The 11,030-nt window shown below is 64.3% G+C and carries 11 protein-coding genes; 9 read left to right on the top strand and 2 right to left on the bottom strand.

Annotated elements, in window-relative coordinates; genetic code table 11:
• The 3 genes from ACE3P0_RS06300 to ACE3P0_RS06290 all read left to right on the top strand — a co-directional run.
• A partial coding sequence (locus tag ACE3P0_RS06300) for a TonB-dependent receptor (RefSeq protein WP_374400988.1) occupies window positions 1-1,398 on the top strand: 1,398 nt, incomplete at its 5' end.
• Window positions 1,399-1,451: 53 nt separating this feature from the next.
• Complete coding sequence (locus ACE3P0_RS06295) at window positions 1,452-2,135, top strand: Fe2+-dependent dioxygenase (protein WP_374400986.1); 684 nt, start codon at window positions 1,452-1,454, stop codon at window positions 2,133-2,135.
• 70 nt (window positions 2,136-2,205) lie between these two features.
• Entirely contained in the window at window positions 2,206-2,775 is a 570-nt protein-coding gene (locus ACE3P0_RS06290; RefSeq protein WP_374400984.1) for a DUF805 domain-containing protein, read from the top strand.
• 16 nt (window positions 2,776-2,791) lie between these two features.
• On the opposite strand, the gene ACE3P0_RS06285 is transcribed toward ACE3P0_RS06290, so the two are convergent.
• Together ACE3P0_RS06285 and ACE3P0_RS06280 are read right to left on the bottom strand one after the other, a co-directional pair.
• Window positions 2,792-3,325 (bottom strand): N-acetyltransferase family protein, encoded by a 534-nt coding sequence (locus tag ACE3P0_RS06285; protein WP_374400983.1) that lies wholly within the window; start codon window positions 3,323-3,325, stop codon window positions 2,792-2,794.
• A gap of 87 nt (window positions 3,326-3,412) precedes the next feature.
• Window positions 3,413-4,459 carry a LacI family DNA-binding transcriptional regulator gene (locus ACE3P0_RS06280; protein WP_374400981.1) on the bottom strand — a complete coding sequence of 349 codons (1,047 nt, stop codon included), beginning with the start codon at window positions 4,457-4,459 and terminating at the stop codon, window positions 3,413-3,415.
• 250 nt (window positions 4,460-4,709) lie between these two features.
• Here ACE3P0_RS06280 and ACE3P0_RS06275 point away from each other — a divergent pair, with 250 nt between their 5' ends.
• The 6 genes from ACE3P0_RS06275 (at window position 4,710) to ACE3P0_RS06250 (ending at window position 10,922) form a co-directional block, all read left to right on the top strand.
• Window positions 4,710-5,969, top strand: coding sequence for an extracellular solute-binding protein (locus tag ACE3P0_RS06275; protein WP_374400979.1), 1,260 nt, complete (start codon window positions 4,710-4,712; stop codon window positions 5,967-5,969).
• Between the two features lie 76 nt (window positions 5,970-6,045).
• On the top strand, window positions 6,046-7,035 hold the full coding sequence (locus ACE3P0_RS06270) for a carbohydrate ABC transporter permease (protein ID WP_374400976.1): 990 nt from the start codon (window positions 6,046-6,048) through the stop codon (window positions 7,033-7,035).
• 4 nt (window positions 7,036-7,039) lie between these two features.
• A complete protein-coding gene (locus tag ACE3P0_RS06265) occupies window positions 7,040-7,882 on the top strand; it encodes a carbohydrate ABC transporter permease (RefSeq protein WP_374400974.1) in 843 nt (280 codons plus the stop codon).
• A gap of 22 nt (window positions 7,883-7,904) precedes the next feature.
• Window positions 7,905-9,269 (top strand): GH1 family beta-glucosidase, encoded by a 1,365-nt coding sequence (locus tag ACE3P0_RS06260; protein WP_374400972.1) that lies wholly within the window; start codon window positions 7,905-7,907, stop codon window positions 9,267-9,269.
• Window positions 9,270-9,273: 4 nt separating this feature from the next.
• Entirely contained in the window at window positions 9,274-10,368 is a 1,095-nt protein-coding gene (locus ACE3P0_RS06255; RefSeq protein WP_374400970.1) for an ABC transporter ATP-binding protein, read from the top strand.
• A gap of 248 nt (window positions 10,369-10,616) precedes the next feature.
• Complete coding sequence (locus ACE3P0_RS06250; protein WP_374400968.1) at window positions 10,617-10,922, top strand: carbohydrate porin; 306 nt, start codon at window positions 10,617-10,619, stop codon at window positions 10,920-10,922.
• The last annotated feature ends 108 nt before the right edge of the window (window positions 10,923-11,030 follow it).

Here is an 11,030-nt window from a genome sequence, read left to right as displayed (position 1 = left end):
CACCTCGACTACAACGACAACCCGGACTACGGCTTCCGCTGGCGCAACAACCGCCCGGTGGATGAGGCGGCGGACAAGTGGTACGGCCTCGATCAGGATTACCAGCGCGATTCGGCCGACGTTGGCACCTTCAGTTGGACGCACCGCTTCGACGCGAAGAGCCAGATCAAGACCTCCGCGCGCTACGGCGAATACAAGCGCGACCTGTGGGCCAGCACGGCCGGCGTGAACAGCGGTACCGGCGCAGGGCAGTGGCCGCTGACTTCACCGGTGACCGATGCGACGCCGGTATCGCGCGGCAACCAGACGCGCGGTGGCGACTACCAGCAGCGCTTCATCCAGTCGGACTACACGACCGAGCAGGACTGGTTCGGCATGACGCACCAGATTGCCAGCGGCATCGAGATCGGACGCGAGTCGGACGAGCGCTGGGGCTATGCCGGTACGCGTACAAAACCGGCGGCGACGATCGGCAACCCGAACACCGGTGCGACGGTGGCGGACACCCGGGTGCGCAACAACTTCAACAGTTTCGATGCCGAGAGCTTTGCGATCTATGGCCAGGATCTGGTCGAGTTCGTGCCGCACTGGAAGGCACTGCTGGGCGTGCGTTGGGACAATTTCAGCGGCCGCTATGAACGCACGCCGACGGCGGCCGACCCGAACCCGATCTACGAGCGCAGCGACCGCGAGTGGAGCTACCGCACCGGCCTGATCTATCAGCCGAACGATGTGGCCTCGTACTACCTGAGCTATGGCACCGCGTTCGCGACCTCCGGCGACCTCTACCAGTTCGATGCCCGTGGCGCCAACACGCCGCCGGAAGAGAGCCGCAACATCGAGCTGGGTGCGAAGTGGGATCTCTTCGACGGCAACGCGTCGATCGCGACCGCGCTGTTCCGCACCGAGAAGTACCACGAACGGAATACCGACGTGGAATCGGCGAGCCAGACCAACTACCTGCTCTCCGGCAAGCGGCACACCAATGGCATCGAGCTGTCGGTTGCCGGTCGCATCGTCGAGGGCTGGGAAGTGTTCGCGAACTACGCCTTCATGTTGGCGAAGATCGACGCCGGTACCGCGTCGCAGGTTGGCAACGTGCCGGGCAACACACCCAAGCACTCCGGCAGCCTGTGGACCACGTATGCCCTGGGCCAATGGAAGGTCGGCACTGGGGTGCAGGGTGTCAGTGGCCGCACGCCGCCCGAGAACTACACGAACTGGGCGCCGGGTTATGCGCGCTGGGATGCGATGGCGCAATACACGCTGCGTAACTACACGCTGCGCGTGAACCTCGATAACCTGCTCGATAAGCTCTACTACGACGGCCTCTACCGTGGCCATGTAGTACCCGGTGTCGGGCGTTCCGGCTCGCTCACGGCCGAAGTTTCGTTCTGACCCTGCAGGCCGCCACGATACGGTGGCGGCCTTTTCAAACCGCTGGAGCTGCCATGTTGATTGAAGTCCCCTCCGTACTCGACGCCGACGAACTTGCTCGCCTGCGGCAGCTGCTCGACGCCGCCGATTGGGCGGATGGCCGCGTCACCGCAGGCAGCCAGAGCGCGCAGGTCAAACGTAACCGCCAGCTGCCCGAATCTTCGCCGGCGGTCGCAGCGGCGCGCGAGATCGTGCTGGCGGCGCTGTCGCGCAACGCGATGTTCTTCTCCGCCGCGCTGCCGGCACAGGTCTATCCGCCGCTGTTCAACCGTTACGCCGGGGGCGAGCACTTCGGTGCGCATGTCGACAATGCGGTGCGCCGTCTTCCTGGCGGCGGTGGGCGCCCGGTACGCACCGATGTGTCGGCAACCTTGTTCCTCTCCGACCCGGCGAGCTACGACGGTGGCCAACTGGTGATCGAAGACACTTACGGCGAGCACGAAGTGAAGCTCGCCGCCGGTAGCCTGGTGCTCTACCCCTCGACCAGCCTGCACCGCGTCGAGCCGGTCACGCGCGGCGAGCGCGTCGCCTGCTTCATGTGGCTGCAGAGCATGGTGCGCGAGGACAGCCGACGCGCGCTGCTGTTCGATATGGATCTCGCGATCACGCAACTGCGCCAGCAACTCGGCGATGTGGGCGAACTGGTGAAGCTGACCGGCACGTATCACAACCTGTTGCGAATGTGGGCTGAGGTGTAAGCGCGGTGCGGCCGCGCTATCGAGCGGCCCCCGTTATGATTGCGGCTCCCCCGCCGATGGAGCCGTGCGCATGAGCGCTGAGTCGAACACCGCTGTATCCGCTGCTGCAAACCCCTATGCCCCGCCGCAGGCCGCGGTGCTGGATGCGCCTGCTGCCGACGATGCCGTCGGCGTGGTGCGCCCCTTCTCGCCTGGTGGCCGTATCGGCCGTGTGCGCTACCTTGCCTACGGGATCGGCGCGACCTTGCTGGTTGCGATGATCGGCGCGCTGGCCGGTTTCCTGTCCGCCGCGATGGGCATGCCGATGCTGGGTGGCATCCTGATCGTGGTGGGTTATGCGGGCTTCCTGATCTTCCACGCGATTCTGGCGATCCAGCGCAGTCACGACTTCGACCAGAGCGGCTGGCTGGCGTTGCTCGCCTTCGTGCCGCTTGCCAACCTTGCCTTTCTGCTGATTCCGGGTAGCCGTGGCAGCAACCGCTTCGGCCCCAAACCGCCCCCCAACGGCAAGGCCGGCACCTTCGCGGTGGTCGCTTTGCTGGCGGTGTTCGTGGTTGGCATCCTCGCTGCGATCGCGATACCGGCCTACAACGACTATCTGCATCGCGCCCGTGCGGTGAAGGTGCAGGGCGGGTTCTGAGCACGCCGGCCGGGCTTCAGTCCGGCCGTACCACCATCACCAGGTTGCGGTGAGCCGTGCCGCCCAGCATGAAGTCGGTTTCACCGATTTCGCTGAAACCCTGGCGCTGGTAGAAGGCGATCGCGCGGGCGTTGCGCGCATTCACGGTCAGCCAGATTGCGCTGCTGCCGTTGCCGCGCGCCGCGGCCGAGCGCGCTTCGGCGAGCAGCGCATGGCCGATGCCCTGGCCCAGCGAGTGCGCCTGCACATAGAGGGTTTCCAGCTCGGTGCGCAGGTCCGCCTGCGGTGCGGCGAAGTGGAGCACCGCGTAGCCGAGCAGGTGGTCGGCGTCTTCGGCGATCAGCACCAGGCGTTGCGGGTCTTCGATTTTCTCGACAAGACGCCCTTCGGAAAACTCCTGCAGCACATAGTCCGCCACTACGCCGGATACGCAGCTGGTGGCATAGGTGTGCAACCACACCTGGATGCCAAGTGCTGCGATGCGCGTAGCGTCGCGCGGTTTGGCCGGGCGGATGCGAAGGCCGGCGCTTGGGGTGGTGGTCGATGACATGGTGGCGCTCGTCGGCGTGATGGCGCGCATCTGAGCACAGGCGGCGCGGCCAGATCGTCATCCGGCCGATGATCGGCGCGCGCTAGCTCAGCGCAAGCGTCGGGTCGTCTCGCGGATCGTCAGCTCAAGCTGCGGTGTTTCGATCTTGAAGGGTTTGTTGCCGATCAGCGCGAGCATCGCGGCGGCGGCCGTGCGCCCGATTTCGTACACCGGTTGGCGTATCGTCGTCAGCGGCGGCGTGGTGTAGGGGCTGCCCGGCAGATCGTCGAAGCCGATCAGCGAGATGTCGTCGGGTACGCGGATGCCGCGGCGGAAGAACGCGAGCCGCGCGCCATAGGCGGTCTGGTCGTTGGCGGCGAACAGCGCGGTGAACGGCACGCCGCGGTCGAGCAGCTGGTTGGCGCACAGCAGGCCGCCCGATTCGCGGAAGTCGCCCTGCACCACCAGCGCGTCGTTGTAGGGAATGCCAGCCTCTTCGAGCGCCTGCTTGTAGCCGGTCAGGCGGTCGGTGGCGTCGGTGAGGGTAGGAATACCCGCGATATGGGCGATCTGGCGATGGCCCAACTCGATCAGGTGCTTCGTTGCCCGATAGCCGCCCCATACGTTGTCGACGCGAATCGCGCGCAAGCGGTCCGATTCGCAGCCGTGGCCGGTTGCCACCATCGGCACATGCTCGGAAAAACGCACGATCTGCTCGTCGGGGATGTTGCCGCTGACGATGATGATGCCGTCGACCTTGCGCGCCATCAGCAGGCCGACGCGCTCGGCTTCTTCGTCCGGATTCCAGTGGCCGCTGACGATCAGCGCCGCGAAGCCGCTTCCGGTAATGCCGTCTTCGATGCCCTTGAGGGTTTCGGTAAAGAACGGGCTGTCGACGGCCTGCGTGATCACGCCGATCGTCATCGACTGCCCGCGCTTGAGGCTTTGCGCCAGCACGTTGGGCGTGAAATTCAGATCGACGATCGCCTTTTCGACGGCCTTGCGTTTGTCGGCCGACACGCGCGCAGTGCCGTTGAGGATGCGCGATACCGTACTGGCGGAAACCCCCGCCGCCTCGGCCACCTCGATCAAGGTGGCGCCGGAGGGCATGGACGGGTCCTTCTTGCGAATACTTGGCTTGGCAGTCGTTTTCATGGCATTGCAGCGCTGGGTTGTCCGTGATTCTAGAACACGCGGCACTTAAATGGTGCGGGCGGGCCTGGCTATCCCCTTAATTTGCCGACCGTTGCGCCGAGATCAGCAATTTGCGTCAAGCCGTTGACTTCATCCGGGAATTGCTTTTCAATGTGCCCGTCGCGTGAAAACGTTTTCAGAAAAAGACGTGAAGCGGGCAAGATCAATCGGGCGTGACAGACTCGCGCCCGGCACACCAGAGGAGAAGAGGATGACTGTCACCCACCGACTGACGCGCATTGCATTCGGGCTGAGCTTCGGCTTGGCCTTTGCTTGCGCCCAGGCTGCCACCACCGTAACCGTCGCGTCGTTCCCGAGCTTTGACGAAGCGGTCAAGGCGGCGATTCCGCTGTACAAGAAGGCGCGCCCGGACGTCGAGATCAAGCTGGTGAGCCTGGCCTTCGGCGATCACCACAACGCGATGACGACCGCGCTGGCCACCGGCACCAACCTGCCTGACGTGATGGCGGTTGAAGTCGGTTTCATCGGCAAGTTCGCCGAATCCGGCGGCCTGGAGGATCTGAGCAAGGCACCGTACAACGCCGCGCAGTACCGCACCAAGTTCGCCAAGTTCACCTTCCCGCAAGCGATGGGTGGCGTGGGCAACGTGGCCGCGATGCCGGCCGACATCGGCCCTGGCGCGCTGTTCTACCGCAAGGATCTGCTTGAGAAGGCCGGCATCAGCGAAGCCGACCTGACGAAGAACTGGGATTCCTTCCTCGAAAGCGGCAAGAAGCTCAAGGCCTCGTCCGGCGCTTACCTGCTGTCGAACGCGGTGGATCTGAAGGACATCTACATCCGCACCGGGCTGAAGGACGGCGAAGGCATCTACTTCGACAGCAAGGGCAAAGTGCTGGTCAATTCGCCGCGCTTCGAGAAGGCATTTGCGCTGGCCAAGGCCGCGCGTACCGCCGGCATCGATGCGAAGATCGCTGCGTGGTCGCCGGAATGGTCGGAAGGCTTCAAGCGCAACCAGGTTGCGACCCAGATGATGGGCGCCTGGCTGGCGGGCCACTTTGCACAGTGGCTGGCCCCGAACACCAAGGGTAACTGGCGTTCGGCCCAGCTGCCGAACGGTGGCTTCGCGTCTTGGGGTGGCTCGTTCTACGCGATCCCGAAGGCGGCCGCGAACAAGAAGGAAGCCTGGGAGTTCATCAAGTTCATGACGCTCAACAAGGAAATGCAGATCGAGGCTTTCCGCAAGCTCGACGCTTTCCCGGCCCTGATCGAAGCGCAGAACGACCCCTTCCTTGAGCAGCCGATCGAGTTCCTTGGCGGCCAGAAGGCACGCCAGCTGTGGAAGGTTGCGGCGGACAAGATCCCGGCCGTGGCGGTCGACAAGTTCGATGGCACCGCGCAGGACATCGTCAACGCGGAGCTGGACAAGGTGCTTGAGCAGAACAAGGACATCAAGACCGCCCTTGCCGATGCGCAGACCCAGATCGAGAAGCGCGTTCGTCGCAGGAAGTAAGCACTAGCCCGCCGGAACAGGCACCCCCCGAACCCCCACCGCCTGTTCCGGCCCCCCGAAATACTGGAGTTGCATGATGTCCGTCACGAGTTCCCACAGCCCTGCCGCCAGCGAGCTGGCCGTTTCGCCGCCGCGGCGCCGCCGCAAGTTGCAGGCCTGGGAATGGGCGCCGTACCTGTTCATTTCGCCCTTCTTCATCCTGTTCCTGGTCTTTGGCCTGTTCCCGCTGCTGTTTTCGATGTGGCTCGCGTTCCAGACCTGGGACCCGTCCACCGGCCTGCAGGGCATGGAATGGGTGGGCATCGAGAACTTCAAGTTCGTGCTGGAAGACGACTGGTTCCAGAAGTCGCTCTTCAACACCTTCTGGATCGCCATCGTGTCGGGCCTGCCGCAGCACCTCGTCGCGATCCCGCTGGCCTATTTCGCCCACACCTATCTGCGCAAGCATCGCAATACGGTGGTCGGCGTGTACTTCCTGCCTTTCATCACCTCGACGGTGGCGATTGCGCTGGTGTGGAATTCGCTGTTCTCGCGTGACTACGGCGTCATCAACATGGCGCTCACCAGCATCGGCAATCTGAACATTGCCGGCATGCACCCGCTCGCCTGGCTGTTCCCCACCAGCAATGTGGACTGGGCCCAGCCGCAATACACGAAGTGGATGATTTCCTCGCTGGTGTTCTGGCGTTACGTTGGCTGGAACACGGTGCTCTACCTCTCGGCCCTGCAGACGATTCCGCGTGACCTGTACGAAGCGGCCACCATCGACGGCGCCACGTCACGCCAGCAGTTCTGGCACATCACGGTGCCGTTGCTGCGCCCGATGATGTTCTTCGCGGTGACGCTGACGATCATCGGCAACCTGCAGCTATTCGAAGAGCCGTTCATCATCACCGGCGGTACCGGTGGCATCAACCAGGCTGGCAAGACCGCTGCGATGCACATGTACAACACCGCCTTCGTCGACAGCGACTTCGGCACCGCCAGTGCGGTCGCCTGGATCCTGTTCCTGATCATTGGCCTGATGACCTGGGCCAACAACAAGTTTTTTGCACAGAAGGACTGAGGCCATGGCTGCCGTCAGAAAGCGCGTGAGCCCCAGCCGCTGGCTCGCCTATGGGATCGTGGCACTCGGTGGCGTGATCATGCTCGCCCCGTTCTGGTTCATGTTCGTGTTTGCCACCCACACGAACACCGAGATCCTGTCGGTGCCGCCGCCGCTGTGGTTCGGCAGCGCGTTCCTCGACAACGTGCGCCTGCTGATCGAGAAGCTGCCCTTCTTCTGGCGCAACCTCGGCCTGAGCTTCTTCATTGCGTTCTCGGTCACCGTGCTGAACCTGTTCTTCTGTTCGCTCGCCGGCTATGCCTTCGCGATGTACCACTTCAAGTTCCGCGAGTCGCTGTTCGCCGTGATCATGGCCACGATGATGCTGCCTGCCTTCATCTTCATGATCCCGACCGTGCTGATCATGAGCGCGATCGGCTGGATGAACGAGGCCAAGGCGCTGATCGTGCCGGGTGCCTGCGGGGCCTTCGGCATCTTCATGATGCGGCAGTTCATCGGCACCGCGATCCCGAAGGAACTGGTGGAAGCCGCGCGCATCGACGGCTGCAGCGAGTTCGGCATCTTCTGGCGCATCGTGCTGCCGCTGGTGACGCCGGCACTCGGCTCGCTCGGCCTGATCACCTTCATCGGCGCCTGGAACAACTTTGCCGGCCCGCTCGTGATCATGCGTGACATGGATATGTTCACCGTGCCGCTGGCGCTGCGTGCGCTGCAAGGCACCGGCCAAGTGCCGTGGGGTGCGATTTCGGCAGGCTCGGCGATTGCCGTGCTGCCACTGATGGTGCTGTTCGTCATCGCCTCGCGGCGCTTGATCGAAGGGCTGACATCAGGTGCGGTCAAGGGCTGAAGAAAACAACGAACTGCGCGTAATGAAGACCACAAAAAACATCATTCCGGAGCCCAAGATGAAGCACCTGTTTCCGGCCGACTTCGCCTGGGGGGTCGCCACAAGCGCCTACCAGATCGAAGGCGCCACCCAGGTTGACGGTCGCGGACCGTCGATCTGGGACACCTTTTCCCATACGCCTGGCAAGACTGACGGTGGCGACACCGGCGACGTTGCCTGCGAGCACTACTACCGTTATCGCGAAGACATTGCGCTGATGCGCGAAATGGGCGTCACCGACTACCGCTTCTCCTGCGCCTGGCCGCGGGTGCAGCCCACCGGCAGTGGCGCATGGAATGAGGCGGGCTGGGACTTCTACGCCCGCGTGCTCGACGCGCTGGACGAAGCCGGCATCGCCGCCCACGCCACCCTGTACCACTGGGATCTGCCGCAGCCGCTCGAAGATGCGGGCGGCTGGCGCAACCGCGAGACCTGTGTGCGTTTTGCGGAGTACGCAGCGGAATTTGCGCGGCGTTTCGGATCGCGCGTGAAAACGATTGCAACACACAATGAACCCTGGTGCACCGCCACGCTCGGGCACGAGACCGGCCAGTTCGCACCAGGCCTGCGCGACCGTGCGGCGGCCTTCCTCGTGTCGCACCACTTGCTGCTGTCGCACGGCATGGCGCTGGGTGCGATGCGCGCCGCCGGCTGCAAGGCGCAACTGGGCATCGTGCTGAACCAGAGCCCGGCCTACCCTGCCAACCCCGACAGCGAAGCCGACCGCCGTGCCGCGCGCATCGCCGATGGCCTGTCCACCCGCTGGTACATGGACCCGCTGTTCCGCGGCGCCTACCCGGCCGACGTGGTCGCCTACCTCGGTGCCGACGCGCCGCAGCCCGAGCCGGGCGACATGGCGATCATCGGCGAGCCGATGGACTTCCTCGGCCTCAACTACTACATGCGCAGCTATTGCAGCGGCGACGGCCGTGTGCAGCCGCCGGGCGACCGCGGCTTCACCGACATGGACTGGGAGGTGTACCCCGAAGGGCTCACCGAACATCTGGTTCGCCTTGCCCGCGCCTACAATCCGCCGCCGCTCTACATCACCGAGAACGGCGCCGCCACGGCCGACACGCTCGAAGGCGATGCGGTGCATGACAGCGGCCGCGTGAATTACCTGCGCTGGCACCTCGAAGCCGCCGCCGCCGCGATCGCGCAAGGCGTGGATCTGCGCGGCTACTTCGCCTGGAGCCTGCTCGACAACTTCGAGTGGAACTCCGGTTACGCCAAGCGTTTCGGGCTCGTCTACGTCGACTACGCGACCCAGCGCCGGGTGCTCAAGGACAGCGCCCACTGGTATCGCGGCTACATCACGGCGCAGCGCGCCGTCACCGGATTGGAGTAAGCACATGGCCACCCTGCATCTGCGCAACATCGAGAAGACCTACGAATCGGGCCCGCAAGTCATCAAGGGCATCAACCTCGATGTCGCCGACGGCGAATTCATGGTCTTCGTTGGCCCTTCCGGCTGCGGCAAATCCACCATGCTGCGCATGATCGCCGGCCTGGAAGACATCACCGGCGGCGACCTGCTGATCGACGGCAAGCGTGCCAACGATGTGCAGCCGTCCGAGCGTGGCATCGCGATGGTGTTCCAGAGCTACGCGCTGTATCCGCACATGTCGGTCGGCGAGAATATGGGCTTCGCGCTCAAGCTCGCCGGCAAGCCGAAGGCCGAGGTCGAGGCCGCCGTCGGCCGCGCCGCCGAGATCCTGCAGATCACGCATCTGCTCGATCGCAAGCCCAAGGCGCTCTCCGGCGGCCAGCGCCAGCGCGTGGCGATTGGCCGCGCCATCGTGCGCAAGCCCAAGGTCTTCCTGTTCGACGAGCCGCTCTCCAACCTCGACGCCGCACTGCGCGTGCAGATGCGCATCGAGTTGTCGAAGCTGCACGAAGAACTCGGCACCACGATGATCTACGTCACCCACGACCAGGTCGAAGCGATGACCTTGGGCACCCGCATCGCGGTGTTCAACCACGGCGTGATCGAACAGGTAGGTCGCCCGCTCGATCTGTACCAGGAACCCGCGAACCAGTTCGTCGGCGGCTTCCTCGGCAGCCCGAAGATGAACTTCATCCAGTGCGCGGTTACCGAGCGGCGCGCCGACAGCATTGCGCTGAAAGTCGGCCGTGCCTCCGGCTTTGAACTGCCGCGCAGCGTTGCCGCGGATGCCGGTAGCGCGCTGACGCTCGGCGTGCGGCCCGAGCATCTGGAGCTGACGCGGGCCGGCGACGGCATCGCCGCGCGTGTCGACCTGCTCGAACACCTCGGTGACTCGACCATCGTCTACGCCGCGATCGACGGCGCCGACCAGATCGTCACGATCAAGACACAAGGCGGCCGCACTGCGTTGCGCGCCGGCGAAGCGATCGGCCTGCGTCCGCAGGCCGGCGCCTGTCATCTGTTCCGCCCCGACGGGCGTGCGATTGCCGCACAGGCCTGAGCATGCCACGCCGAGCATACCCGGCGCAGCCGGGGCAACACCGGGTTCACCTCCCGCCACCTCCGGTGGCTTCGGTTGGGAGGTGGCCTACTGGCTGCCTCCCACCGCCCTTTTTTTGGCGGCGGGAAGGTTCTGTTCATCGCGTTTGTTCACAGCGACGCAATGAAAACGATTTCATTAAGGGGCTGTAACGCCCCGCACGACGACCAGGGCGCATTCCAAGGCGCCCAACCAAGGAGGAGTAGGAGATGAAGCACATCGTTGTAGGCAGCACGTTTGCGCTGGCACTTGCCAGCTTCAGCAGCGTGGCCTTCTGCGCCGAGGCGCTGGAGTTCCACGGCTACATGCGCGCCGGCATGGGGATCAACGCCGACGGCGGCAAGGGCGCCTGCTACGGCCTCGGGTCGATCAACCCGTTCCGTCTCGGTAACGAATGCGACACGGTGATCGAGCCCACGTTCACCGGCCGTATCGCCTCGCCGAGCGACAAGTCGGCCTGGGGGGTCACGGTGATGCCGAAGACCTACCAGCGCTGGGGTGTTGACGCTCGTTGAAAACTGACCAGAAAAGCGAGGTAGTGCGCGCTGAAAATTGACCAGGGTGATTAACTCGTCTGCTCATTTTTTGAGCAGGATTTTGGAGATGATCACCATGAAGGATCT

It is taken from the genome of Niveibacterium sp., assembly GCF_041909475.1.
Taxonomy (GTDB): domain Bacteria; phylum Pseudomonadota; class Gammaproteobacteria; order Burkholderiales; family Rhodocyclaceae; genus Niveibacterium.
This window is presented reverse-complemented; position numbering and strand designations above follow the sequence as displayed.

Excerpts from the sequence above, each read along its gene's own strand:
- ACE3P0_RS06290 (WP_374400984.1), top strand. The coding sequence starts at position 2,206 with ATGAGCGCTGAGTCGAACACCGCTGTATCCGCTGCTGCAAACCCCTAT.
- ACE3P0_RS06295 (WP_374400986.1), top strand. The coding sequence starts at position 1,452 with ATGTTGATTGAAGTCCCCTCCGTACTCGACGCCGACGAACTTGCTCGC.
- ACE3P0_RS06280 (WP_374400981.1), bottom strand. The coding sequence starts at position 4,459 with ATGAAAACGACTGCCAAGCCAAGTATTCGCAAGAAGGACCCGTCCATG.
- ACE3P0_RS06275 (WP_374400979.1), top strand. The coding sequence starts at position 4,710 with ATGACTGTCACCCACCGACTGACGCGCATTGCATTCGGGCTGAGCTTC.
- ACE3P0_RS06270 (WP_374400976.1), top strand. The coding sequence starts at position 6,046 with ATGTCCGTCACGAGTTCCCACAGCCCTGCCGCCAGCGAGCTGGCCGTT.
- ACE3P0_RS06255 (WP_374400970.1), top strand. The coding sequence starts at position 9,274 with ATGGCCACCCTGCATCTGCGCAACATCGAGAAGACCTACGAATCGGGC.
- ACE3P0_RS06250 (WP_374400968.1), top strand. The coding sequence starts at position 10,617 with ATGAAGCACATCGTTGTAGGCAGCACGTTTGCGCTGGCACTTGCCAGC.
- ACE3P0_RS06285 (WP_374400983.1), bottom strand. The coding sequence starts at position 3,325 with ATGTCATCGACCACCACCCCAAGCGCCGGCCTTCGCATCCGCCCGGCC.
- ACE3P0_RS06265 (WP_374400974.1), top strand. The coding sequence starts at position 7,040 with ATGGCTGCCGTCAGAAAGCGCGTGAGCCCCAGCCGCTGGCTCGCCTAT.
- ACE3P0_RS06260 (WP_374400972.1), top strand. The coding sequence starts at position 7,905 with ATGAAGACCACAAAAAACATCATTCCGGAGCCCAAGATGAAGCACCTG.